The sequence below is a fragment of the Mycobacterium sp. NGS68 genome (assembly GCF_059812195.1).
Genome location: NZ_JCALCE010000002.1, coordinates 1 through 25,083, shown reverse-complemented (window position 1 = coordinate 25,083; position 25,083 = coordinate 1). Strand labels below are relative to the sequence as shown.

Below are 25,083 nucleotides of genomic sequence, written 5' to 3'. Positions count from 1 at the left end.
CGTTCGCGACGTCAGCGCCGAAGCCGGTATCTGAGCTCTCCGCTGTCGGAGTCGACGACGCGCCCGTCGTTGCGGATGAGAAACAGCAACTGGCTCCGGTCGGCATCCACGATCCGGGTGCCGCTGCGAATGCGGAACACCAATTGCCGCGTCCTGGCATCGACGATCCGCGGACCGTGTACGCGAAAGAGGGTCCGGCCGGAGTTCGCATCGATCATCCGGTGCCCGTCGAAGCGGCCCTCGTCCACACCCCAGAGCGTAGGACTAGGGCGGCCGCGGCGACGGGCGGACGCCGCCGCGTCAGGCTTTGCAGCAAGGGCCATCCCGCTAAGTAAAGCCGCGTATGATTCGCCGGTAAATCGCAGATCGAGCTCGCTGAGCGACGCCAGGGTCGTGCCAGTGGGCCGCCGAAGAGGGGGCTTGGGCCATGGGCATGCGCGACATGATCCGGGGCGAGTTCGTCGACATCATCGAGTGGTTCGACGATACGAACACGACGCTGGCGTGGCGCTTCCCGCGGTATCACAACGAGATCAAGAACGGCGCCGAGCTGATCGTCCGCGAGGGCCAGCGGGCCATGTTCGTCTACCGGGGGCAGCTGGCCGATCAGTTCAATCCCGGGCACTACACCCTAACCAGCGAGAACATGCCGATCATGTCCAAGCTGCAAGGCTGGCGGTACGGTTTCAATAGCCCATTCCGGTCCGAGGTGTACTACGTCAACACCCGTCCGTACACCGACCTGCGTTGGGGCACACCGCAGCCCGTCACCGTTCGGGACCCGGATTTCAAGATGGTGCAGGTCCGGGCGAACGGCACCACGGTCGTCAGGGTGACCGACCCGAGCGTCTTTCTGCGTCAGGTGCTGGGCACCCAGAGCGTGGTCGACATGGAGCAGATCACCGAGATGATCCGGCGCAATATCGCGCTGGCGTTCAACGACATGGTGATGGGCACCGGCCTCGGCGCGATCGACTTGCAGGGCCGCCAGGTCGAGTTGTCCGACAAGCTGCGTGAGTTCGTCGCCCAGCGGGTGCAGGCGTTCGGCCTTGGCATCGACGCCGTCACCATGACGATCTCCTTGCCGGAGGAGATCCAGCAGGCGATGACCCGCGGCGTGGCCCGCGGGGTGGAGGAGAGCGGCTTCCTCAACAACGTCGGCGATCTCAACCGCTTCGAGCAGGCGCGCCGGGCCGACGCGATGCTGGCGGCGGCGCAGAACGAGGGCGGCGGTGCCGCCGGTTCGGCGATCCAGGCCGGCCTTGGCGTAGCGCTGGGCAGTCAGATGGCCAACGCCGCACAGGGCGGGTATGGCCAGCCGCAACAGCCCCAGCAGCCGCAACACTTTGCGCCGCAAGGGGCGCCGCCGCCGTTGCCGCCGCAGCCGCAGTTCCACTTCGAGCAGGACGGCCAGCCGGCCGGGCCGTATCCCCTCGGCGGGCTGCGGCAGTTCGTCGCCAGCGGGCAGCTGACCCGCGACACCGTGGTGTGGACCGAGGGAATGTCGGGGTGGGCCCCCGCGTCGACCGTGCCGGCGCTGCAGTCGCTGTTCAGCACGCCGCCGCCGCTGCCCGGCACCCCGCCGCCGCTGCCGCCGCAGCAATGACCTTCGAACCGGGGGATCGGCCGGGTCCGCCGCGCCCGCAGCCGCCGCCGCTGCCGCGGCACCAGGGCCCACCGCCGCTGCCCAGACCGGGCCCACCGCCGTTGCCCCGACCGGGGCCGCCGCCGCTGCCCAGACCGCAGGCGCCGCCGCCGCCCCTGCCCCCGAGGCCACCGGCGGCCGCCCCGCCGCCCATCCGTTCCTTCACCGGCCAGCAGGGTCCGGCGATGTTCCATCACACCGAGCGCACCCGCACCTACCCGTGCGGGTCCTGCGGCGGGCAGCTGAATTTCGACATCGCCAGCCAGAAGCTGCGCTGCCCCAACTGCGGCAACTACTACGACATCACCGCGCCGAACACCGGCGTCAAATCGCGCGAGTTGCGCAGCGCCATGCAGCAATTGAAGGAGCTGCAATGCAGCCAGCAGGGTCCCGACGTCAGCGGCATGCGGGAGGTCGCCTGCCAGAACTGCGGCGGCACAACCGAATTCGCGGGCACTCTGACGGCCACAAAATGCCCCTACTGCGCCACGCCTATTCAGCGCGACGACGTACACAACGCTCCGGCGCGGCTGCCGGTCGATGGGCTGGTGCCCTTTCGGATCGACGAGAAAAACGCCCGCGAGCTGATCGAGAAGTGGGTCACCAAGCGCTGGTTCGCGCCGACCAACTTCAAGAAATATCGAGAGATCGGCGCATTTTCCAGCCTGTATACGGCGTATTTCACCTACGACGCCGACACCGACACGCAATACGACGGTGAACGCGGCGAGGACCACCGGGTCCGGGTCGGCACCGACGACGACGGCAACGACATATACGAGACGCAGACGTTCTGGTATCGCGTGTCAGGCCAGGTCTCCAATAACTTCGCCGACCTGCCGGTGCTGGCCAACGACGGCGAGAACCTCAACCGCAAGCGGATCAAGTCGCTCGAACCGTGGCCCGTCGAGCAGGCCAGGACGTACTCCGGAGAATTCGTCGCCGGCCACCTGTGTCGCACCTACGACAAGGACGCGGAGCAGGCACTGCCGGAAGCGAAGCAGGAGATGGAGAAGGCCGTCGAGCGAACGGTCCGGTCCGACATCGGCGGGGACCGTCAGCGCATCCACCGGCTCAGCACCACGTGGAACTACCTGGGGTTCAAGCACATTCTGCTGCCGATCTGGCTGCTGACCGTGCTGTACAGCAACCGGCCGTTCCAGGTATGCATCAACGGGCTCACCGGGGAGGTGGCCGGCGACCGGCCGTGGAGCAAGGTCAAGTTGGCCGTCGCCATCACGATCGCGGTGCTGGTCGTGATATTGCTGATCACGATCTTGGTCTACCTCCGCTCGCACGGGCATCACTCGGGCGGCGGCTCCCACCGAAACGTCCGCAGGAGGTAGGCGATGGAAATCGCCCTGGTGGTGATCCTGGCGCTCGGCCTCATCGTGGGCCTGACGGTTGCCGTCATCGCGGCGGTCAACCACAACCAGCAACGGGCGCTCGCGCGTGACAACCAGCTCATCCCCGGCCATCCGACGCACGCACCCGGCTCGTGGGCGGTGTCGCACGAACCCGAAGCCCGGTTGCACCGCCGGCTGCGGGACGCGATGACGGCGCTGTCCGCCGCGAACGCACTGGATACCGGCTCGACGGTGGTGCTGCGCGCCGACCTGGAACAGACGGCGCTCAACCTCGACGACCACCTCGTGGCCGTTTCGCGGCTCACGTCGGTGCACAAGGACCAGATGCTGCAAACGGTCACGACGACGGTCGAGTGCATCGAGGACGCCGTCGCACGTTATGCCGCCGCAGCGACCATGCCCGACACGGCCGCCCTGGAGGCCGACCTCGCCACCGTCCAACGTCAGATCGACATCACGAGGGAGCTGCAACGCCGGCTTCCTCCGGGGTGAACGGTCGCCAAGATTTCGTCGAGAAGTCCAAGAGGCTGGCGATCGACCCTGTAGTCCTCGGCCGTCACCGGCCCCACCAGGGGGCCACGACCGCGTAACCAGAGGACACGACCATGTACATTCCCCTGCTGTCACTGTGGCTGCTGCCCGTCTTGACCATCCCGATCAGTTACCTCGCGGCGGCGGGAAGGCTTCAGCGCAACCAATTCGCGGGTTTCCGCATCCCCAGCGTCATGGCATCCGACGCCGCCTGGCGCGCCGGGCACCGGGCCACCATCCCCTTCGTCTGGCTGACCGTGCCGGCGGCACTCGGCGCCACCGTCGTCTGCCTGGCGGTGACCAGCCCCGGCTTACGCGCCGCCGCCGTGTTGGCTTCGGCCGTAGCGTTTTTCGTGATCCTGATCGGTGCAGCCGTGGCCGCGAGCCGGGCCGCACGGGGCGTTGCTAAGGACTGACCCGCCCTGCCGCACGGTCATCGGCGGGGGCGCAGCACCGGCGTCACCAGCTCGCCGGTGCTCAGGTAACTGTCCAAGTTGCGGATCGCCAGCAGCGCCATCGCCCGCCGGGTCCGCTCGGTCGCGCTGCCGATGTGCGGGAACAGCACCACGTTGTCCAGGTCGACCAGCTCGGCGGGCACGTTCGGCTCGTCGGCGAACACGTCCAGCCCCGCACCGCCGAGCCCCCCGCCGGCCAGCAAGTCCACCAACGCGGCCTGGTCGACGACGCTGCCGCGCGCGATGTTGACCAGGTAGCCCTGCGGACCCAGCGCCTCCAGGACGGCGCGGTCCACCAGATTGTGGGTCTCGCCCGTCGTCGCGACCACCAGAACATCCACCGACTCGGCCAACTGCACCGGCGATTCCGCGTACCGATACGGCGACCCGTCGACCCGATGGCGGTTGTGATACGCGATGGCACAGTCGAATCCGAGCAACCGGGTGGCGATGGCCGAACCGATGCGGCCCAGACCCAGGATGCCGACCTGCAGGCCGCTCAGGTCCCGGCCGTAGGGAAACGGCCCCTGGCGCACCCACCGACCGGCCCGCACGTAGCGCTCGGCGGCGCCGAACCTGCGCAGGGTCATCAGGATCAGCCCCAGCGCGGTGTCGGCAACGGTGTCCGACAACACATCCGGGGTGTTGCTGACGCCGATGCCCCGGCGCTTCGCCGCTTCCAGGTCGATGGCGTCCACGCCGGCACCATTGTTGACGATCGCCTCCAGATTCGGCAGCGCCGCAATGGTGTCGGCGTCGATGCCGGGTTTTCCCCACGTCAGCACCACGCGAACGTCGGCCGCGTGCTCCGCAAGAAACTCGTCCCGTTGCGGACCGTCGGGAAGCGTGGGGATTTCGTAGCGGGCCGCGAGCTCGCCATCAAACGTCGGCTCGAACTCCCCGATTCGCAGCACTTCGTTCGTTTTCTTCACCGCCCGGGAGATTACCCTTGGCCACAAGGAAATCCACGGGAGGCGGCAGTGAGCGGACACGAAGTACGCATGATCGTCCTGTCGACCGACGACCTGGAGGAATCGATCCGCTTCTACAGCGAGACCCCGGGGATGTCGCTGAAGTTCCGCGACGGCGACCACTTCGCGGCGCTCGACGGCGGGTCGGTCACCGTCGCGCTGGCCACTGCGGTGGATCATCCCATCCCCGGGCAGGTCGTCGTCGGCATCAAGACCGCCGATGTCGACGCCGCGGCGCAGGCCGTCGAGGCCAGCGGGGGCGGCATCGTGCGGGGTCCATACGACGACGCGCACGAACGTCGCGCCGTGGTCTTCGACAACAAGGGCAACGGCCTGGTCTTTTACAGCCCGCTGGCCCGGTAGCGGTTCGCCGCACAAGGGCGCCAAGCGCTCTCCAAGGATCCGTAGAGGATCCGTCCAGAATCCCAGTAGAGCCCTGCGCGATGGTCATACACGCAAGCAACCGACTCGGATTTGGGAGCGCAGATGACCGCAGTATTCGTCGACCGCCGCACGGACGACGCCCACGTGGCCCTGACCCTGCATGGTCGGGACAACCTTGTCGCACACCTTCGGTCGCAGTTCGCCACCTACGGCGACACCCGAAGCTTCACGTACCTGCGCGAATTCGGCCGCGGCCTGGTCGAGGAAACGACCTCGTTCCGCGACCTGGACCGCGGTGCCCGCGAGGTCGCCGCCTGGCTGCGCGCACAGCCCGCGGCCTCCCGCCCCGTGGTGCTGTTGTTCGAGCCCGGCGCCGAATTCTGGCGGGCCTTCCTCGGCTGCCTCTTCGCCGGGGTCGTCGCCGTACCCGCCCCGCTTCCCCACGACGAGCGCAGCCTCAAGCGCGTGGCGGGCATCCTGCGCGACGCCGCCTGCGGCCTGGTGCTGACCAGCGCGCACCTTTTCGACGCGATCACGACGGGCATCGAGAACCTCGGCCTGCAGAGCCCGGTGCGGTGCGTCGCGACGGACGCGGCGGCGCTGGCCGACGCGGCGGCGTGGACCATGCCGGACTTGCCCGCCAGGACCGTCGCCTTCCTGCAGTACACCTCCGGATCGACCGGCGACCCGAAAGGCGTCGCGGTGACCCACGGCAACATGCTCGATAACGCATCCGCCATCGCGCGGTTCCTCGAACTCGACGAGACCGCAAGGCTGATCGGCTGGGTCCCGCACTTTCACGACATGGGCCTGATCAGCCAGATCATGACGTTCCACGCCGGAATGGACGCGGTCGTCATGTCACCGCTGGCCTTCCTCAAGCAACCGATCCGCCTGCTGCAGGCGATCGACAGGTACCAGGGCACCATCACCGCGGCGCCGAACTTCGCTTACGACTTGATCGCTCGCCGGGTTTCACCGGAGCAGCTGGACGGGTTGGACCTGTCCTCGCTGCGGTTCGCGCTCAACGGGGCGGAGCCGATCCGCCGCGGCACCGTCGAGCGGATCAACGCGCTGCTGGGCCCGGCCGGCCTCCGCCGCTCCGCGATCCGGCCGTGCTACGGGATGGCCGAGGTCACGCTGTTCGCCACGGGCAGCCCCGAAGCCACGTCCTTCATCTGCCTGGACGCCGACGCCGCCGCGCTCGAGCGCAACGAGTTCGCGCCGCCGGCGGGACGGGCGGTCAGCCTGGTCAGCTCGGGGCTCCCCGCCCCCGGCGCCGACGTCCGCATCGTCGATCCGCAGACGCGCAAGCCGTTGGCCGACAACCGGGTCGGCGAGATCTGGGTGCGCAGCGCCAGCGTCGCCAGCGGGTACCACAACCGCCCATCGGAGACCGCGGAGCGCTTCGGCGCCCGCACGGCCGACGGTGACGGCCCGTACCTGCGTACCGGCGACCTGGGTCTGATCCACGACCAGCACCTGTATGTCACCGGCCGTCGCAAGGATCTGTTGATCGTCAACGGCCGCAACCTGTATCCACAGGACATCGAGGAGCTGGTGGCCGAGGTGCACCCCGCGTGCGGCGGTCGCGGCGTCGCGGTCGCCGTCGACGCTCAGGACAGTGAGCGCGTCGTCGTCATGCAGAGCGTCAAGGCCGACCAGCTGAACGGAATGTCGTTGGCGCAGCTCGCCAGCGCCATCAAGGTAGCCGTGGCCCGCGGCTTCGAGATCCCCGCGCCGAGCGTGGTGCTTTTGGGCCGCAACGGAATTCACCTCACCACCAGCGGCAAGGTGCAGCGCGCGTCGATGCGAGCCGCCTTCCTGCGCAACGAGCTCAGCGACGTGCTCCACGAAAGCCTCGACGCCGCCGTCGTCGCCACCACCCAGATCGCTTAGACCACAACCAGATAGGAGAGTTCGAAATGTACGTGCTCCGATCACCACGCAACCCCGTACTCGGCTGGCTCACCTCCACGCTCGCGACCCACCTCGAGGTCGCGTCGCACGACCTCGACCCCACCCTGCCGCTCGCCGAGATGGGCGTCGACTCGGTCCGCGCGCTCGGCCTCGTCGGCGACATCGAGGCGCACTGGGACATCGACGTCGACCCGACGCTGGTCTTCGACTACCCGACCCTGGCGCACATCGCGGACTTCATCCGCGACGCCACGGGCGCGCGGGAGCTGGTGACGCAATGACCGCCAACGACATCGCGATCGTCGGGATCGACTGCCGCTTCCCGAAAGCGCCCGACGCCGCGGCGCTGTGGGACCTGCTGATGACCGGCGACGAGGGTATCGCCGAGGTGCCGGAGAACCGTTGGGACGCTGCGCAATTCTACGACGCGGGCGGCAAGCCGGGCGCGATCAACCACCGCGCCGGCGGATTCATCAGCGACGCAGATGCCTTCGACCACGAGTTCTTCGGCATCACGCCGCGCGAGGCCCAGGCGATGGACCCGCAGCAGCGCCTGCTGCTGCAGGCCGCCTGGCGGGCGCTGGAGGACGCCACGCTGGACCCGCGGTCACAGGCCGGCACGAACACCGGCGTGTTCGTCGGCGTGATGGCCAACGAGTGGGCGAACCAGCACATGCGCGACTACTCGCAGATCACCGCGCAGGCCGGTTCGGGCAACGGCTACTTCATGACGGCCAACCGGCTGTCCTACCAGCTCGACCTGAAGGGCCCCAGCCTGGCGGTGGACACCGCATGCTCGTCGTCGCTGGTCGCCGTCCACGTCGCGGCCGCCGCGCTGCGCGCCGGTGAATGCGACCAGGCGCTCGCCGCGGGCGTGAACATCATCATCACGCCGGCGCTGAACGTGTTCTACACGCAGGCAGGCCTTTCCGCGCCCGACGGTCGGTGCAAGCCGTTCAGCGGCGCGGCCGACGGCATCGGCCGCGGCGAGGGCGTCGCCGTGGTGGTGCTGCGCCGTCTGGACGACGCCGTGGCCGCGGGCCTGCCCGTATACGCGGTGATCAAGGGCAGCGCCGTCAACAACGACGGCCGCAGCAATGGCATCACCGCGCCGAACCGCTGGGCGCAGGAGAAGGTCGTGGAAACCGCCAACCGCGCCGCCGGCGTCGCTCCGGAGCAGATCAACTTCCTCGAAGCGCACGGCACCGGAACGCTGCTCGGCGACATGATCGAGGTCAAGGCCCTGGCCGCCGCGCACCGCCGCCGGCAGGGCGAGCTCTGCGCGATCGGGTCGATCAAGGGCAACCTCGGCCACACCGAGGGCGCCGCGGGAGTCGCGGGCCTGATCAAGGCGGTATTGAGCCTGCATCACCGCGTAGTCCCGACGTCGCGCTTCGCCGACCAGGAGAACCCCGCGCTGCGGCTCGCCGCGAGCGGCCTGCGCCTGGTCACGTCGCCGCTGCCGCTGCCCGCCGACACCTCGTACGCGGGCGTCTCCAGCTTCGGGATCGGCGGCACCAACTGCCACGTCGTGCTGGCGAGCGCCCCGGCGCGCGCGGAAGCGCCGGCCGCCCCGGGCGGTGGCGTGCTGACACTGTCGTCCAACAGCCGCGAGGGTTTGTACCTCAATGTGAGCCGCCTGGCGGACGACATCGCTTCCAGCCCAGCGCCTCTCGCGCAGCTGTGCTGGTCGAGCAACCGGATCAAGGGCTCTGGCAAGACCCGGCTGGCGATCGCGGTCGGCGATCGCGACGACGCGGTGCGGCGGCTGCGCATGCTCGCCCACCCGGCGGGCGGCCTCGACGCCGTGTCGGGAACCGCACAGGGCGTCGCGGCGGGATGGCTGTTCAGCGGCCAGGGCACGCAGTACCCGGGGATGTCGCGACGGCTGCACGACGAGTGCGACTTATTCGGCTCGGCGCTCGCCGTGACCGAGGCGGCCGCGCTGCCCCACCTCGGCCTGCCCATTCGAGACGTACTGTTCGGCGCCGACGACCGGATCAATCGCACCGAATTCGCCCAGCCGGCGATCTTCGCCGTGCAGTACGCGCTCGCCAGCACGCTGATCGAGCTGGGCGCCGAGCCCGCGTGGGTGCTCGGGCACAGCATCGGCGAATTCGCCGCCGCCGTGGTCGCCGGCGTGCTCAGCCTCGACGACGCGTCCCGGCTAGTCGTGGCGCGCGGGCGGCTGATGCAGCGACTGCCGCACGCCGGCAAGATGCTCGCCGTTCGCGCATCGACCGACGATGTCGCGCCGCTGGTCGACGCGGACCCGGCGCTGGCCGTGGCGGCCGTGAACGGGCCCGGCGAGCTGGTGCTGTCCGGCGCCGCCGACTCCATCGACCGGGCCGCGCTCACCCTGCGCGCGACCGGTGTGCAGGTGCGCGAACTCAGCGTCTCGCACGCGTTCCACTCGCCGCTCATGGAGCCGATGCTCGAAGAGTTTGCGGCCGAGGCGAACTCGTGCACGTTCGCCCTGCCGAGCATTCCGGTGTTCTCCACCCTGCGCGGCCGACTGCTCGGGGACGACGAGCCGATGGACGCCGACTACTGGGTCGCCCACGTGTCGGCGACCGTGCGGTTTGGCGACGCGGTGTGCGCAGCGCTGGCCGCCGAACCGACCCACATCGTGGAACTCGGCGCCAAGCGCACGCTCACCCCGATGATCACCCGTTCGCACCCGGCGGCCGGTTTCACCGCTCTGACGCCGCTGCCCGGCCCGGAAGCCACCGGGACCGAGCTCACCGAGACCGTCGCCGCGCTGTATCGGGACGGCCTGAACCCCAGGTGGGACAACCTTTATCCGCCGTCCGCGCGAGTCCCGCAGCGACTCAGCGGCTACCGCTTCACCACGACGAACCGTTCGTGGGTCGCGCCGCTCACACCCGTCACCGTCGACCCGTCGCTGCCGGAAACCGTTGAACCACAACCCGTCACGGAGGGAACCACAATGGACAACCTGATCGCCCTGTTCAGGGAGCAGAACGCCATGCTCGCCTCGCTGGCGAAGGGCGGCACGGCCGCCGCGCCGGTGGCGACCGCGGTCGCAGCCCGGCCGTCGGCCGGTGACGTGGCTTCGGTGGTGCGCGGCGAGGTGGCACGCGTCAGCGGCTTCCCCGAGTCCGCCTTGCGGCCGGCCCAGAGCATCGCGACGGACCTCGGTTTCGACTCGATCATGGTCGCCGACCTGTTCGGCGGGCTGGCCCGCAGGCTGCCCGGATTGGCCTTCGACCCGAGCGGGTTCGGGCCCACCACGACGATCGGCGACCTGGTCGCGGCCGTCGGCGGCGAACCGGCTCAGTCAGGTGGCGCGCTCTCGGAGGAACCGGCCGTGACGCCGGAAACCCGGATCGCGGATTTCCCCGAGGTAGTCGCCCTCGCCGAACGGCTGCAAATGGCCGAAGAAGCGGGCGTCGCAAACCCGTACTTCGTGCTCAACGACGGCATCACGCGGGACACCTCGATGGTGAACGGCCGACCGGTAGTGAACTTCTCGAGCTTCAACTACCTCGGCATGTCCGGCCACCCGGGCGTCGCCACGGCCGTGCTGAACGCCGCCGTGCGCTACGGCAGCTCCTGCTCGGCCTCGCGCGTGCTTTCCGGCGAGAAGACCATTCACCTCGAGCTCGAGCGCGAGCTGGCTGACCTACTCGGCACCGAGGACGCGATGACCCTCAACAGCGGCCACGCGACGAACGTCACGGTGATCGGTCACCTGCTCGGCGAGGGCGACCTCGTCATCCACGACCGCCTCGCCCACGACAGCATCGTGCAGGGCTGCAAGCTCTCCGGCGCGATGCGGCGTTCGTTCCCACACAACGACCACGCCGCGTTGGACGACATCCTCACCGCCGTGCGTCACCAGTACCGCCGGGTGCTCATCGTCATCGAGGGCGTCTACAGCCAGGACGGCGACATCCCCGACCTGCCCGCCCTGATCGCCGTGAAGAAGAAGCACGGCGCGCTGCTGATGATCGACGAGGCGCACAGCATCGGCGTGCTCGGCCGCACCGGCGGGGGTATCGGCGAACACTTCGACGTGGATCGCGACGACGTGGAATTGTGGGCGGGCACCGTGTCCAAGGCGTTCGGCGGCTGCGGCGGCTACGTCGCCGGCACCCGCGAGGTCATCCAGTACCTGAAATACACCACTCCCGGGTTCATCTTCAGCGTCGGCATGCCGCCGCCGATGGCCGCCGCGGCGCTGGCCGCGATCCAGCTGATGCGGACGGAGCCCAAGCACCTGCGCCGGCTGCGCGAGAACGCGGCGCTGTTCCTGGAGCTGGCCAAGGAGGCCGGCATCGACACCGGCGACAGCTCAGGCACCCCGGTGATCCCCTGCATCGTCGGCGGCTCGGTCAAGGCGCTGCGGCTGTCGGACGCGCTGATGCGGCGCGGCATCAACGCCAACCCGATCCTGTATCCGGCTGTGCCGGAAGACAAAGCGCGGGTGCGGTTCTTCGTCACCAGCTGCCACACCGAAGAACAGATCCGGTCGACGGTCAAGGTGCTGGCCGAGGAGCTGGAGCTGCTGCGCTGAGGGCTGCGGCCGTCAGGCGACGGTGGCGCAAGGATCTCCCAAGAATCCGTCAAGGATCCGCCAAGCCGCGTGCGCGATCTTAATTCTGCAAACGACTCACGGAAAGGCCTCGACACCATGCGGCTGTTCTGCTTCCACCACGCCGGCGGCGGCGGCTTGGCGTTCAAGTCCTGGAACAAGGCGCTGCGTCCGGCGTTCGAGGTGATTCCGGTCGAGGTTGCCAACCGTGAGCGGTTCTCCACGCTGCGCCACCTGGTCGACGAGGTCAACGCTCAGTTGGGGTCCAGCCTCGACGAGCCGCACATGTTCTTCGGGCACAGTTTTGGCGCCCTGCTCTCGTACCGGCTGGCGTGCGCCCGTGCGGCGGAGGGTTTACCCCTGCCGCGCGCCATGTTCCTGTCCGCCTACGCCCCGCCGCACCTGCCACCCCCGCTGCACGCCGTCGACAGCCTCGACGACCAGCAGCTCGCGATGCTGCTCACCGAGGTCGGCGGCCTGCCCGCGGAACTGACGCGCTGGCCCAGCCTGCACGAGCGCGCTGTCACCGTCACACGCCACGACCTGCGACTGTGCATGACCGACGAGGAATTCGGCGCCCCCGAGCTGCCCTGCCCGATCCACGTCTTCGGCGGCAGCGAGGACCCGCTGGTGAGCGCGTCGGACTTGCACGAATGGCGTTCGCGGACGGCCGCCGACTTCTCGGTCCAGATCCTGCGCGGGGGCCACTTCTACCTCCGCGACCGTCAGCCGCTTTTCGAGACGCTGCGGCCGCTGATGTCGACTATCGCTGCGGCATAAGGGGTTTAGCGCGATCGTACCGGCGGTCCCCGCGGGCCCCGATGGTCACTCCAGTCACGGGAACGGGAGCATGTGCCTGTCTGCCCGCCTACGAGCGACAAACTGCCTTGCGGCGCTATGGCGAGCAGACGCAAAAGTCCCCAAATCCCAATGGTTTTGGGGGCTTTTGCGTCTGCTCGTCCGTATGGCAGCGATATTTCCGCCGTCAGCGCACATCGGACGCGGCGGCCGTTTGTCAGAAACGCCCTAGTCGGCCGGGTACTCCGCGACCGCCTTCTTCACCACCGAGTCGACCTCGTCGGTCAGCAGAAACCGCTGCGCGACAAGCGCTTCGGCGGCGGCACGGACGACGGCGGCGTACGAGTCGCGGGTCGGGTAGCGCTCGGCGACCGACGGCCGTCCCGGCGGGAAGGGCAGCTTGCTGCCGATGCGCTCGTAGAGCACGTCGGGCAGCTCCTCGACGAAGCGGCGGGCGTTCCAGCCGGTGTAGCCGGCCAGCGGCGCGGCGACGGCGGGCAGGCGAATGCCGGCCACCTCGTTGCCGTCCGCGTCGACCGCCGACACCAAGTCGACGAATGATTCGCCGAGCCGGACGGGCCACTGGCCGACCCCGCGGTCGGCGTCGGGCCCAAGGTCGACGCGACGGGCATACGGCAGCCAGGCCGGCGCCGGAGTGTGCGCAAAGCCGAAGCCGGACAACACTTCCTTGCGGGACACGGCGGTGCCATCGCTGATCCGCGGCACCCGGCTGGCGGGGGGCTCAATCCCGTCGGCGACCCAGTTCTCCAGGGCGACGAGCAGCGCTCGGCTGACGGGTGTGACGTCCAGGTGGTGCACCGGGTTGGCGGCGGGGGCGGCGTCCTTGATCTTGCTGCTGCCGAAGTGGTCGGTCCCGGCCAGCAGATAGGTGCGGACGTCGGGGTCCTCGGGCAGGTCCTCGCCGGTATACGGATCGACGTGGACGAGTGCGCCATCGCCCTGCCAGTACTCGGTGGCGCTGTTGGTCAGGATCATCTTCGGCGCACCGCCGAGTTCGCGCTGCCGCGCCAGCAGATCGGCGCTCGCGTGCGGGGCCAGGGTCCCGAAGCCGCTCACCCCGGTGGCCGAGGGCTGCGCGTAGCGGTGGTTGAACTCGCCGCGGGCGGCGCTCGCGGAGTCGCTGAAGACGCCGTCGAAAACCCTCATCCCGGACTCGTCGACGTTGAGGCCGTCGGACACGAACTGGCGCAGCAGCCGGCCCGTCTGCGAGACGCCGTAAGCGAAGGTGTGGTCGATGCGGCCGGCCAGCGACTGGTCGGTCCGCAGGTGCGAAACGATGTCGCGGACGGCCAGCAGCCCGCAACCCGCGACCGGGGCCAGCGACGTCCGGTACACCAGCTCATACCAGTGGAACGGCCGGAATCCGCCGTCGAGGGCGACGTGCGTCTCGTCGGTGAAGCGCCAGGTGTTCCGCGGGATGGCCGTGGGCTCGGCGTCGGGCGCCGTGCGCACCGTGAGTACGGCTTCGGGGTCGTCGACGTCGGCGGTCGGGTAGTCGGTGAACTTGAACAGCTGCGCGGCACCGGGCACCGCGTCGAGTTCGGGCGCCGAGAAGCTCAGCGCATGGTCGGCCCGCTCGGTGTCGGACCGCCACTCCAGGCGCATGAAGCCGGGCTCCACGTCGGCCTGCGGTGCCGTAAGGCCCAGGGTCGCGGGGCCGCGCTGCACGTCCCACTGCCAGCCGCACGAGGCGATGGTCCAGCCGCGGTCGAGCAGGAAGCCGCCCTTGAGCCAGGGCGCGTAGGTGGGCACACCGCGGTTGGGCGCGATGAACAGCAGCTTGCCGTTGCCGCCGCTGACCGGCCGCAGCAGCTTGAGGTCGGCGTCGAAGCGCACCAGCCCGTCGTCGTCGCGGGGGGCGAGCTTGAGGTCGGCGATCCGCTCATTCGCCAGGTATTCGGGGTCGACGGCGAAGTTGACCGTGGCTTCTACCCATTCGTAGCGGGTGTCGGAGTGCGGGTAAACGTTGTTGACGTTCACGGACTCGACTGGCATCTGTGGCTCCTCGGGCGCGCAGGTGTCATGTTGTTGCGTTGACATTGCGGCAAGGGCCTTGACGCATCCTTGCGGTTTTCTTTAAGACTTCTTGGAGCGCGACTGCGTGGACAATGGCGGCCATGGCGGTATACCTGCTCAACGAGGCCGCAGTAGCCAAGGCACGCAAGCTCGTCGATGCGCGGCAGTACGTCCTAAACAGCGACTGGGGCGCCGTGCAGCCCCGCGCCGACGCCCAGAACACCTACCTCAAGACGCACTCGTGGGAGGAGTACGGCGAGTGGCATCTGGGCCTGACCGAGGGCGCGGCGGACGACACCAAGGCGCGGTATGCGTTCGTGTTCGGCGACTTTCGACGTATTCACCGCACCGGCCTGATCGCCTGCGTCTACCGGGCCGCCGAGTGGCGACACAAGGACGTCGAGCTCGCCGCCCACGACCTGCTGCAGTATCTCGACGCGAAGACCGGATTAACGCCCACCCGGCAGCGGTAGCGCCGCGACCGGCATTTCGACGGATCCCTGACAGGGGCCGCTACCGATATCGGTGTGCCAGGTACCGCGCAGCGTCCCGTCGGGCTGCGGCGTATAGAACGCCCACGACTTGGCCGGCGCCCACGCCTTCGGAACCCCTTCCCCCATATAGCAATCCCACTGGAAGTCGAAACGCTCGACCCACCTGGATCCGTCCCAGGTGTAATGCGACGGCACCGAGATCGTCGGGTTCTTCGGCGTCGGGCCGTTGTTGGCGGTGGCGACGCACTTGCCCGCCGAGCACGCCGTCGAGAAGACGTAGTCGGCGCTGAACGTGGGTTCGGCCTGGCGGGCGGCCACGCTGGTGCCGGACTTGTCGACGGCGTATCGCACCAGCGAGTACTTGCCATTCCAGGACGGCGTCGCGGCGTGCGCCGGCGGAGCGCCGATCACCGCCAGGACGGTCAGCGCTGCGCAGATCGCTACCGGACGCATCCGGTCCATGCTGTCCGATTCATGACGCGGCGGGGTATCGGCACGGACACGATCTCGTGCAGTGCGCGAGCAGACGCAAAAGCCCCTATTTCTGGGCCGAAAAGGGAGCTTTTGCGTCTGCTCGGCGGAGTAAAAGGAGCCCGTACGCGGCGACGGACTGCGCGTCGGCAATCACCCCGTCGCGGATCATCCGCTCGACGTCGGCACGCGCAAACCACGCGCTGCGCATGTCCTGCTCCTCGTGCTCGCGATCGGCCGGCCCCTCGGATATGCCCATGGCCAGAAACACCCAGCCGCGCTGGCTGCTCATCCCCGGCGCGACGTCCAGCTGCCCGAGGACCTCGAACGACGTCGCGCGCAGCCCGGTCTCCTCACGCAGTTCCCGCTCGGCCAGCGCGGCGGGCTCGAGGTCCGCCAGATCCGGCGCGGTGCCCTGCGGAAACTCCCAGCGCCGCGCGCCGAGCGGATACCGGAACTGCTCCACCAACCGGAAGCGGTCCCCGTCGTACGGAATCACGAGCGCGTACGCCGGTTTGTCCACCACCGCGTAGATTCCGGCGCTGCCGTCGGGCCGGCGGATGTCGTCCTCGCGCAACACCATCCACGGGTTGCGGTAGACCTCCCGGGACCCGACGCGTTCGATGAAAGTCACGCAGCCAGTATCACCGGGCGACGATCGGATTGGTGCCCGAGGGGGTGGGGATCGCGGACCCGTCGGCGCGGATGTGAAACACCGGCCGGGCCTGAATTTCACCACGATTACGGTTCGGCCAAGATACGGCAAAAGCAGAATTCGATAACGTCGACAACGACTTTCGGACTATAGCTTTGCCGGATGGTTCGACTGAGCCGATTCGCCGCGTGCTGCGCTTTGCTCGTCGCTGCCGTTGCGACCATTCAGCCGACGGCGGCGCATGCGGCCGACGCGACAGCGACCTTGGCGGTGACGTCCCAGTGGGACAACGGATTCGTCGCCAACTACAACATCACCAATACCGGTTCGGCGCCGTTGACCGACTGGAAACTCGAATTCGACCTGCCCCCAGGAGAATCCATCACGAATGCGTGGAGCGGCAAACTCGCCCACACCGGGTCGCACTACGTGTTGACCCCGCAGGAGTACAACGGCACCATCGCGCCCGGCAGTTCGGTCACCGTCGGCTTCCAGGCGGCGCACGACGCACCGTATTCGCCGCCGACGAACTGTCTGATCAACGGCCAACCCTGCGCCGCCGCCGCGCCCCCGACGACGACCACGACGACGACCACCACCACCACGACGGCACCGACCACGACCACGACGACGACCGCGCCGCCGCCGCCGAGTACGCCCGCCGCCGCACCGGCCGGCCCGGCCTCGGCGAAGCTGGCGGTGACGTCGCAGTGGCCCAACGGTTTTGTCGCCAACTACGACGTCGCGAATCCGGGGACCACGCCGCTAAGCGGTTGGAAGCTCGAATTCAACCTGCCCGCAGGCGAATCCATCACCGGCTCCTGGGGTAGCACCGTTACCCAGTCGGGTGCGCACTACACGATGACGCCGCAGAGCTACAACACCACCATTGCACCGGGTAGTTCCACGATGGTCGGGTTTCAGGTCACGCAGAGCGGACCGTACGCGCCGCCGGCGGACTGCCTGATCAACGGGCAACCCTGCGGCGGATAGCAGAAATCCCCATGGTGCCCGATAGTCATAGGGTGTTTGAGCACGTTGCGGCGAAACGCGCATGAGCGGGCACGGTCACATCATCGTCAGCGGTGACAACGCACTGGCTGCGACGATCGTCGACGAGCTGACCAGGACCGGCGCGGACATCGTCAGGATCAAGGCCGCCGTCGACCTTGCGGAAGCTGACGTCGGGAACGCGTTGGCCGTGGTCTGCGCCGGCGGCCAGGATGCGACCAACCTCGAAATCGCCCTGCTGGCAAGGAAAGCCAACCCGCGGCTGCGTGTGGTCGCGCGCCTGGGCAATGAGGTGCTGCGGTCCGCGGTGGCCGTCGACAACGGCCCGGGCGCCATTCTCGACGTCGCCGAACTCGCGGCGCCGTCCGTCGTCGAGGCCTGTCTGTCGCTCACCGCGCACCCGCTGGAAGCCGCCGGCATCGAGTTCGTGGTGTCGGGCGCGGAGGTGTCGCGCAGCGCCACGCTGCGTCAGATCTACGGCGACCTGGCGCCCGTCGCGGTGATCCACGGCGAAAATTCCCCCGCCCCCGGGGAGGTGGTGGCGTGCCCAGGGCGCGACGAGCCGGTGCATGCCGGTGATTGGACCGCGATGATCGGCACCGCCGACGACCTCGCCGCCCGCGGTATCACCGTCAAGCCGCCTGCGGCGAAACGCATCCGCCGGACCAGGCTGCAGCGGGCATACGACGCCGCGGTCACCCTGCGCCACGACGCGAATCCGTTGTTCCTGCGCGCCGCGGCGACCGCGCTGATGCTGTTCGTCGGCTCGGCGCTGCTGCTGCGCTTCACCTACCACAAGCCGGGGATGTCGTGGGTGGACGCGGTGTACTTCGCCTCGGAGACGATCACGACGGTGGGCTTCGGCGATTTCAGCTTCCTGCAACAGCCCACCTGGCTGCGGCTGTTCAGCGTCATGCTGATGTTCGCGGGCGTGACCACCATCGCCGTACTCGTCGCGTTCGCCGCCGACCTGCTGCTGTCGCGTCGCATCGCCCATTCGGCCGGACGTCGGAGGGTGCGCCACCTGCGCAACCACATCATCGTCGTCGGGCTGGGGTCGTTCGGCATCCGCGTCGTCACCGACCTGCATGCCGCCGGACACGACATCGCCGTCATCGAACAGGACGAGAACAACCGCTTCCTGTCGTCGGCCGCCGAACTGAAGGTGCCGGTGATCTTCGGGGACGCCACCCTGCACCAGACGCTGGAGCTGGCCGGCGTCGAGCACGCCCGCGCGGTGGCGGTGCTGACCCAGGACGACATGGTCAACATCGAGACCGGGATCGTCCTGCGCGAGATGCTGAGCGCCCGGTACATGCCCGAACTCAACCGGACCGACGTCCCGATCGTGCTGCGTGTCTACGACCGCGCACTGGGCGCCGCGGTGTCGCAGCGGTTCGGTTTCGAGAACGTCCGGTCCACCGTCGACCTGGCCGCGCCCTGGTTCATCGGCGCGGCGATGGGCCTGCAGGTGCTGGGGACGTTCTCGGTGGGCCAGCGCTCGTTCATGGTCGGCGGTATGCGCGTGGCCGTCGGCAGCGAACTCGACGGGCTGCTGATGGTCGAGCTGTCCACGCAGACCCGCGTCATCGCCATCACCCGCGGCGATGCCGACGTTATGGTGCACCCGCGCCGCGACACCCGGCTGTGCGGCGGTGACACCGTCTACCTCGTCGGGCCGTACCGCGAACTGCTGGCGACGCTGCGCAAGGGCCGGGCCGCCGAAGAAGCCACCGACGACCGGCAGCGCAAGGCGGCTGGTTAGAGCTGGTCGGCGCACTCCTTGCGCTCACGTAGCCGCACCCGCAACATCGGCCGCGCGACGCAACTGCTCGACGTCGGAGCTGGTCGGGATGAGCTGGACCTCGTCGGTGCCGATCGCTTCGAACGTCCGCAGCACCTCTAGCAGTTCGTCTTCCGTGCCGGCCCAGCCGGTCGTCGGCGCCATGGCGTCCACGTACTCCACCGGGATCCAGTTCATGTAGCGCCGCAGGTGACGGTGCACCTGCTCACGCGCCTGCTCCGCCGGTCCCAACGCGAACCAGAACGACGTCGCCAGATGCGGCCTGGGCTTGCCGGCCTCGGCCCAGGCCACCCGCGCCACGTCGAACAGCTCGTTCTGCTTGGCGACGTCAAGGTCGAGGGTGGTGCCGGCCATCCCGTCGGCCCAGGGCGCCGCGCTGCGCACGGTCTTGGGCCCGATGGTGCCGACGAACAGCGGTGGTCCCCCGGACTGCACCGGCGCAGGGCCGACGGGCACCACCGACTCGGTGATCTTCTCGCCCGCCCACACCCGCTTCATGACGGCGACTCGGTTGGCCATAGCGCGCATCGTCTGCGTCGTCGGGTCGGCGCCGACGGCGTGGTAGTCCTCGTGCCTGCCGCCCACGCCGAAGCCCACGGTCAGCCGCCCGCGGGACAACATGTCCCCGGTGGCCAGCGCCTTCGCCAGCATCACCGGGTCGTGCAGCTGCGGCACGGTAACCGTCGTGACCAGCCGGACCCGCTCGGTCCAGGCGGCCAGCGCGCCAAGCATCGTCAGGTGCTCCGGGTTGTCGAAGGCGATGCGCTCGCCCCAGCACAGCGACGAGAACGGGCCCTCGTCGATGCCGCGCGCCCACGTCTCCAACACCGCCGCATCCAGGTCCGGCTCCATCACCGGCATGGTCATTCCTATTTGCACCCTGCGATTCTGGCAGCATGGGGCGATGGGCTTAGCCAGCACATCCATCGCGCACGTGCGCCTGACGGTCACCGACATCGAGCGCTCCCGGCAGTTCTACGAGAGTGTGTTCGGCTGGCCGGTGTTGATCGAAGTTCCGGAGAACGCCGACGAGAAGACGCGGCGCCAGTTGGGCTTCCTCTACGGCGGCGTCATCTACGACATGGGCGGGAGCCTGCTCGGGCTGCGGCCGGTCGGCGGGGACCGCTTCGACGAGGGTCGCACCGGCCTGGACCACATCGCGTTCCGCATGGCCAGCAGGGCCGAATTGGACTCCGCTGCAGCGCATCTCGACGAGTTGGGCATTGCGCACGAGCCGATCAAGGACATCGGGCCGTCCTACATCCTGGAGTTTCGCGACCCGGACAACATCGCGCTGGAGCTCACCGCACCGAAGTAGCGCCCCGGGAAAGGAGAACCTGTGCCCATCAGCTTCAACCACACCATCGTCGCGGCGCGCGACAAGCGCGAGTCCGCAGAGTTCCTCGCCGAACTGTTCGGCCTGCCCGCGCCCACCCCGTTCGGGCCGTTCATCGTCGTCGCGCTCGAGCACGGCGCCAGCCTCGACTACGCCGACGTCGCCGCCGGCCAGGAGATTCACCGCCAGCACTACGCGTTCCTGGTGTCCGAGGACGAGTTCGACGCCATCTACGGCAAGATCCGGTCGCGCGGGCTGCAGCATTGGGCGGACCCGGGTGCCTCGCGGCCCGGCGAGATCAACCACCGCGACGGCGGCCGCGGCGTGTACTTCCCCGACCCCGCCGGCCACTCGATGGAGATCCTGACCCGCCCCTACGGTTCGGGCGGCTGACGCCAGTCGCGTCGCTTGACCGTCAGCGGCCTCAAATTGCAGGCAATCGCCCGGTGTCTTGCCGCATTTTGGGCCGCTCACCCTCGGCGGGTCACACGCGGGCACGCCCTAGTCGCGGTGCCGCTCGCTCTCCTGGTCGCGGTAGTCGTCGGCGAGCTGCGCGACGTGCGTGGGCAGGGCGTCGGCGGCGACGTCGGCCAGCGTGGTTTCCTCCAGCACCGAGCGCATGCTGGCGCGCAACGCCCGCCAGACGTCCTTGAGCGCGGTGGTCGGGCCGGAGTACGGCAGGTCACCGAGTCCGATGTCGCGCACGCTGGCCAGCGGCCCGTCGATGGAGCGCAACACGTCGGCGATGCTGATCTCCGATCCCGGCCGGGCCAGTTCGTAGCCGCCCTCACGCCCGCGGTGGCTGCGCACCAACCGGTCGGTGCGCAGGTTGGTCAGGATGTCGACGAGAAACTGCGGCGGTATGCCCTGGGCCTGGGCCAGATCCTCGGTCTTGACCAGCGTTCCGCCGTCGGCGGCGGCCAGCTGCACCATCGCCCGCACCGCGTATTCCGCCTTGGCCGACATTCGCATCAGGGCAATTCTGCCAGTCAGGCGGTCACGCTGAGCACCGCGTCGGCGTACTGGGGGCGGCACACCACCAGATCGGGCAGCAGTGGGTCGGGCCGGTTGTACTGCAGCGCAGACCCGTCCAGGCGCGATGTATGCAGGCCCGCCGCGCGCGCGACGGCGACCGGCGCGGCGGAATCCCATTCGTACTGTCCGCCGCCGTGCACGTAGACGTCGGCCAGCCCCTGGATCACCGCGGACACCTTGGCGCCCGCCGACCCCATCTCGACCAAGGTGCCCTCGAGGTGGTCGCGTACCTGCAGCGCGACGGCCGGCGGCCGGGTGCGCGACACCACGATCCGCGGCGGCCCCGAATAGGGCGACGGCGGCGCGACGCCGGGCGTGGCCAGCGTGATGCCCTGCGCCGGAAGCGCGACCGCGCCGGCGACGAGTTCACCGGACTCCCACAGCGCGACGTGTACGGCCCAGTCCTCGCGGCCGTGTTCGGAGAACTCGCGGGTGCCGTCCAGCGGGTCGACGATCCACACGCGATCGGAGCGCAGCCGTACCGGGTCGTCGGCGCCCTCCTCCGACAGCACGGCGTCGTCGGGCCGGGCCTGCGCCAGCGCCTCCATCAGGAAGTCGTGTGATCGCCTGTCCCCCGCCGCTTTCCGTTCCGCCGCCGGCGCGTCGGCCAGCTCGTCGCGCACGACGAGCAGTAGCTCGCCGGCCTGCGTCGCCAGCCGCTCGGCCAGCTCGTGGTCGCTCACGCTTGTGCCTCCAGCAGGTCGATCACTTGCTGCGCCAGCTCGTCGAGCGTGCGATCCGAGCTGAGCCGCAGGTCCGGATTCTTCGGCCGCTGGTACGGGCTGTCGATGCCGGTGAAGTGGGTGATCTCGCCGGCACGTGCTTTGGCGTACAGCCCCTTGGCGTCCCGCTTTTCGCATACCGCCAGCGGGGTGTCGCAGAACACCTCGAAGAATTCGAATCCGGCGTCGGCGTGCACCTTTCGGGCCAGCGCGCGATGCTCCTCCAGTGGGCTGATCGCCGGAACGAGGACGATCTGACCGGAATCGGCCAGCAGCGTCGCCACGTGCGCCAGACGCCGCAGGTTCTCCGCCCGGTCGGCCATGGAGAATCCGAGGTCGGCGTTCAGGCCGTGCCGCAGGTTGTCGCCGTCGAGAACATAAGCGGGCGTGCCCTTTTCGAGCAACTTCTGCTCGACCAGCATGGCGACCGAGGACTTGCCGGCACCGGACAGGCCGGTGAACCACAGCGTCCGGCCCCGACAGGCCCGGTCCGCTGCGGTAACCAGGGACTGGTGCCGCACGGTGTTCGGGCTGGCCGTGTGCGCCGACACGTCGCGCAACACCATGCCGGCCGCCACCGTGCCGTTGGTGTCGGGGTCGATCAGGATGAACGAGCCGGTGCTGGCGTTGCGGGTGTACTCGTCGAGCAGCAGCGGCACCTGCGTGCGCAGCGAGATGCGACCAAGCTCGTTGAGCTTCAACGCCGTTGCGGACTTGTCGCGGTGCAGGGTGTTGACGTCGAGCCGATAGTCGAGCTCGGTGACCCGGGCCCGCGTGGTCCGGGTGGTGTGCTTGATGACGTAGTCGCGGCCGGGTTCGAGCGCCGCGGAATCGGCCATCCAGCACACGGTCGCGTCGAACTGCTGCGCGATCCTCGGCTGGTTGTTGGTGCGCGCGATCATGTCCCCGCGCGAGATGTCGATGTCGTCGGCCAGACTCACCGAGACCGCCATCGGCGGAAACGCTTCGTCCACAGGCCCGTTCGGGCCTTCGATCGCGGTGATGCGGGAGGTCTTGCCCACGGGCAGCACCACCACTTCGTCTCCGGGGCGCATCACGCCGCTGGCAACGGTGCCCGCATAGCTGCGGTGGTCCTGATGCTCGTGGGTCTGCGGGCGGATGACGTACTGGACGGGGAACCGCACGTCGACCAGGTTCCGGTCACCGGCGATGTACACCTCTTCGAGGTGCGACAGCAGCGCCGGCCCCTCGTACCACGGCGTCTGGTCCGACTTGGTCACCACGTTGTCGCCGTGCAGCGCCGAGATCGGGATGGTGGCGACGTCCTGCACGTCCAGGCGCGCGGCGAAGGCGTGGAACTCGTCGCGAATGGCCTCGAATTTTTCTTTGTCCCAACCGATCAGGTCCATCTTGTTGACCGCGAGGACGACGTGCTGAATGCCCAGCAGCGACGCCAGGAATGCGTGCCGGCGGGACTGCTCGAGCAAGCCGTGCCGCGCGTCGACCAGCACGATCACCAGTTGGGCGGTGGATGCACCGGTCACCATGTTGCGGGTGTACTGGATGTGCCCCGGGGTGTCGGCGATGATGAATTTCCGCTTGGGCGTGGCGAAGTAGCGGTAGGCGACGTCGATGGTGATGCCTTGTTCGCGTTCGGCACGCAGGCCGTCGGTCACCAACGCCAGGTCCGTGTAGTCGTGGCCGCGGTCCTTCGAGGTCTGTTCGACGGCCGCCCACTGGTCTTCCATCACGGCCTTGGAGTCGTAGAGCAGCCGTCCGATCAGCGTGGACTTGCCGTCGTCGACGGACCCGGCGGTGGCCAGGCGAAGCAGCGTCGCGGTGGGAGACATCAGAAGTACCCCTGTCGCTTGCGGTCTTCCATGCCGGCCTCCGAGATCCGGTCGTCGGCCCTCGTCGCGCCGCGTTCGGTCAGCCGGGCCACGGCGGTCTCGGCGATGACCTCCGACACGGTGGCGGCGGGCGACTCCACGCAGCCGGTACAGGTGACGTCGCCGACGGTGCGGAACCGCACGGTGGCCTCGAAGACCCGCTCGTCCGCGCGGGGCTGCATGTGCCGGTGCACCGCCAGCAGCATGCCGTCGCGCTGAAACACCTTGCGGCGGTGAGCAAAATAGATCGAGGGCAGCTTGACCTTCTCGGCGCCTATGTAGGACCAGATGTCGAACTCGGTCCAGTTGGACAGCGGGAAGACCCGGATGTGCTCGCCCTTGTGGTGGCGTCCGTTGTAGAGGCTCCACAGTTCGGGCCGTTGTGCCTTGGGGTCCCACTGGCCGAACTCGTCGCGGAAGCTGAACACCCGCTCCTTGGCGCGCGCCTTCTCCTCGTCGCGCCGCGCCCCGCCGAAGGCCGCGTCGAACCTGTTCTCCCGGATGGCGCGCAGCAGCGTCACCGTCTGGATCGGGTTGCGCGACGGGATGGTCTCGACGACCCGGCCGGCGTCGATGTCGTCCTGCACCGAGGCGACCACCAGGCGCACCCCGAACTCGTCGACCAGTTGGTCGCGGGTGGCGATGACCTCGTCGAAGTTGTGGCCGGTGTCGACGTGCATCACCGGGAACGGCAGCCGTCCTGGGCGGAAAGCCTTGAGCGCCAGGTACAGCATGACGATCGAGTCCTTGCCGCCGGAGAACAGCAGCACCGGCCGCTCGAACTCCGCCGCCACCTCGCGGATGATGTGGATCGCCTCCGCCTCCAGCGAGCGCAGGTGGCTCAGTTCGTATTGGCCGGCGGCGGGGCCGGCGCTCACTTCGACGGTCATCGAAACCCTTCGTTGGGATCTTCGCTGCAATTGCTGGTAATTCTGGTAGAACTGACCATATTTATTGGCATTGTCATACATAAAAGCAGCAGGTCGCGCCGCTGTCAACGACCGTTTCCTTGGCGAGCAGACGTCAAAGCCCCCGACAC

General features: G+C 68.8%; 24 protein-coding genes. 14 read left to right on the top strand and 10 right to left on the bottom strand.

All coding sequences use genetic code 11. The annotated features are described in order from the left end of the window. Positions 1-11: 11 nt before the first annotated feature. Complete coding sequence (locus tag AC5Y5V_RS03035) at positions 12-248, bottom strand: hypothetical protein (protein WP_499931136.1); 237 nt, start codon at positions 246-248, stop codon at positions 12-14. A 179-nt stretch (positions 249-427) separates the two neighbouring features. Here AC5Y5V_RS03035 and AC5Y5V_RS03030 point away from each other — a divergent pair, with 179 nt between their 5' ends. The 4 genes from AC5Y5V_RS03030 to AC5Y5V_RS03015 all read left to right on the top strand — a co-directional run bounded on the left by AC5Y5V_RS03030 (position 428) and on the right by AC5Y5V_RS03015 (position 3,959). Beyond that, positions 428-1,606, top strand: coding sequence for an SPFH domain-containing protein (locus tag AC5Y5V_RS03030; RefSeq protein ID WP_499931135.1), 1,179 nt, complete (start codon positions 428-430; stop codon positions 1,604-1,606). Further along, a complete protein-coding gene (locus AC5Y5V_RS03025) occupies positions 1,603-2,991 on the top strand; it encodes a TFIIB-type zinc ribbon-containing protein (protein WP_499931134.1) in 1,389 nt (462 codons plus the stop codon). The genes AC5Y5V_RS03030 and AC5Y5V_RS03025 overlap by 4 nt, the downstream gene beginning before the upstream one ends. 3 nt (positions 2,992-2,994) lie before the next feature. Continuing rightward, positions 2,995-3,504, top strand: coding sequence for a hypothetical protein (locus AC5Y5V_RS03020; RefSeq protein ID WP_499931133.1), 510 nt, complete (start codon positions 2,995-2,997; stop codon positions 3,502-3,504). A gap of 113 nt (positions 3,505-3,617) precedes the next feature. Further along, positions 3,618-3,959 carry an SdpI family protein gene (locus AC5Y5V_RS03015; protein ID WP_499931132.1) on the top strand — a complete coding sequence of 114 codons (342 nt, stop codon included), beginning with the start codon at positions 3,618-3,620 and terminating at the stop codon, positions 3,957-3,959. A 17-nt stretch (positions 3,960-3,976) separates the two neighbouring features. Here the strand turns inward: AC5Y5V_RS03015 and AC5Y5V_RS03010 are convergent, their stop codons facing one another. Continuing rightward, a complete protein-coding gene (locus AC5Y5V_RS03010) occupies positions 3,977-4,930 on the bottom strand; it encodes a 2-hydroxyacid dehydrogenase (RefSeq protein ID WP_499931131.1) in 954 nt (317 codons plus the stop codon). Between the two features lie 48 nt (positions 4,931-4,978). Between AC5Y5V_RS03010 and AC5Y5V_RS03005 the strand changes: the two genes are divergently transcribed. The 5 genes from AC5Y5V_RS03005 (at position 4,979) to AC5Y5V_RS02985 (ending at position 12,611) form a co-directional block, all read left to right on the top strand. Beyond that, positions 4,979-5,332, top strand: a complete 354-nt coding sequence (locus AC5Y5V_RS03005; protein ID WP_499931130.1) for a VOC family protein — start codon at positions 4,979-4,981, stop codon at positions 5,330-5,332. A gap of 123 nt (positions 5,333-5,455) precedes the next feature. Then, positions 5,456-7,252 carry a fatty acyl-AMP ligase gene (locus AC5Y5V_RS03000; RefSeq protein WP_499931129.1) on the top strand — a complete coding sequence of 599 codons (1,797 nt, stop codon included), beginning with the start codon at positions 5,456-5,458 and terminating at the stop codon, positions 7,250-7,252. Positions 7,253-7,278: 26 nt separating this feature from the next. After that, the gene (locus AC5Y5V_RS02995; protein WP_499931128.1) at positions 7,279-7,554 is read left to right on the top strand and encodes an acyl carrier protein; all 276 of its coding nucleotides are present in this window, start codon (positions 7,279-7,281) and stop codon (positions 7,552-7,554) included. Continuing rightward, complete coding sequence (locus tag AC5Y5V_RS02990; RefSeq protein WP_499931127.1) at positions 7,551-11,813, top strand: type I polyketide synthase; 4,263 nt, start codon at positions 7,551-7,553, stop codon at positions 11,811-11,813. Before AC5Y5V_RS02995 ends, AC5Y5V_RS02990 begins: the two co-directional genes overlap by 4 nt. 117 nt (positions 11,814-11,930) lie before the next feature. Further along, a complete protein-coding gene (locus AC5Y5V_RS02985) occupies positions 11,931-12,611 on the top strand; it encodes a thioesterase II family protein (protein ID WP_499931126.1) in 681 nt (226 codons plus the stop codon). A 246-nt stretch (positions 12,612-12,857) separates the two neighbouring features. Here AC5Y5V_RS02985 and AC5Y5V_RS02980 read toward each other — a convergent pair whose 3' ends face one another. After that, positions 12,858-14,645: an alpha/beta hydrolase domain-containing protein gene (locus AC5Y5V_RS02980; RefSeq protein ID WP_499931125.1), complete on the bottom strand. Its 1,788-nt coding sequence runs from the start codon at positions 14,643-14,645 to the stop codon at positions 12,858-12,860. Positions 14,646-14,767: 122 nt separating this feature from the next. Between AC5Y5V_RS02980 and AC5Y5V_RS02975 the strand changes: the two genes are divergently transcribed. Further along, a complete protein-coding gene (locus AC5Y5V_RS02975; RefSeq protein WP_499931124.1) occupies positions 14,768-15,139 on the top strand; it encodes a hypothetical protein in 372 nt (123 codons plus the stop codon). Here the strand turns inward: AC5Y5V_RS02975 and AC5Y5V_RS02970 are convergent. Then, positions 15,116-15,613, bottom strand: coding sequence for an Rv2253 family sensor-like surface protein (locus AC5Y5V_RS02970; protein ID WP_499931123.1), 498 nt, complete (start codon positions 15,611-15,613; stop codon positions 15,116-15,118). The genes AC5Y5V_RS02975 and AC5Y5V_RS02970 overlap by 24 nt on opposite strands. Positions 15,614-15,698: 85 nt before the next feature. Then, on the bottom strand, positions 15,699-16,265 hold the full coding sequence (locus AC5Y5V_RS02965) for an NUDIX domain-containing protein (RefSeq protein WP_499931122.1): 567 nt from the start codon (positions 16,263-16,265) through the stop codon (positions 15,699-15,701). 183 nt (positions 16,266-16,448) lie between these two features. On the opposite strand from AC5Y5V_RS02965, the gene AC5Y5V_RS02960 reads away from it, so the two are divergent. Further along, positions 16,449-17,279: a cellulose binding domain-containing protein gene (locus tag AC5Y5V_RS02960; RefSeq protein WP_499931121.1), complete on the top strand. Its 831-nt coding sequence runs from the start codon at positions 16,449-16,451 to the stop codon at positions 17,277-17,279. Positions 17,280-17,340: 61 nt separating this feature from the next. After that, positions 17,341-19,062 carry a potassium channel family protein gene (locus AC5Y5V_RS02955; protein WP_499931120.1) on the top strand — a complete coding sequence of 574 codons (1,722 nt, stop codon included), beginning with the start codon at positions 17,341-17,343 and terminating at the stop codon, positions 19,060-19,062. 24 nt (positions 19,063-19,086) lie between these two features. Here the strand turns inward: AC5Y5V_RS02955 and AC5Y5V_RS02950 are convergent, their stop codons facing one another. Beyond that, positions 19,087-19,968, bottom strand: a complete 882-nt coding sequence (locus AC5Y5V_RS02950; protein WP_499931119.1) for an LLM class flavin-dependent oxidoreductase — start codon at positions 19,966-19,968, stop codon at positions 19,087-19,089. Positions 19,969-20,005: 37 nt separating this feature from the next. Between AC5Y5V_RS02950 and AC5Y5V_RS02945 the strand changes: the two genes are divergently transcribed. After that, the gene (locus AC5Y5V_RS02945; protein WP_499931118.1) at positions 20,006-20,419 is read left to right on the top strand and encodes a VOC family protein; all 414 of its coding nucleotides are present in this window, start codon (positions 20,006-20,008) and stop codon (positions 20,417-20,419) included. Positions 20,420-20,440: 21 nt separating this feature from the next. Further along, positions 20,441-20,830 carry a VOC family protein gene (locus AC5Y5V_RS02940; RefSeq protein ID WP_499931117.1) on the top strand — a complete coding sequence of 130 codons (390 nt, stop codon included), beginning with the start codon at positions 20,441-20,443 and terminating at the stop codon, positions 20,828-20,830. Between the two features lie 108 nt (positions 20,831-20,938). Here the strand turns inward: AC5Y5V_RS02940 and AC5Y5V_RS02935 are convergent, their stop codons facing one another. From AC5Y5V_RS02935 to cysD, 4 genes are read right to left on the bottom strand one after another with little or no spacing between them, the layout of a single operon-like run. Further along, entirely contained in the window at positions 20,939-21,409 is a 471-nt protein-coding gene (locus AC5Y5V_RS02935) for an Rrf2 family transcriptional regulator (RefSeq protein ID WP_499931116.1), read from the bottom strand. 17 nt (positions 21,410-21,426) lie between these two features. Beyond that, entirely contained in the window at positions 21,427-22,155 is a 729-nt protein-coding gene (locus AC5Y5V_RS02930; RefSeq protein WP_499931115.1) for a 3'(2'),5'-bisphosphate nucleotidase CysQ, read from the bottom strand. Continuing rightward, entirely contained in the window at positions 22,152-24,005 is a 1,854-nt protein-coding gene (gene cysC, locus AC5Y5V_RS02925; protein ID WP_499931114.1) for an adenylyl-sulfate kinase, read from the bottom strand. The genes AC5Y5V_RS02930 and cysC overlap by 4 nt, the downstream gene beginning before the upstream one ends. Beyond that, positions 24,005-24,934, bottom strand: coding sequence for a sulfate adenylyltransferase subunit CysD (cysD, locus tag AC5Y5V_RS02920; RefSeq protein ID WP_499931113.1), 930 nt, complete (start codon positions 24,932-24,934; stop codon positions 24,005-24,007). Before cysD ends, cysC begins: the two co-directional genes overlap by 1 nt. Between the last annotated feature and the right edge of the window lie 149 nt (positions 24,935-25,083).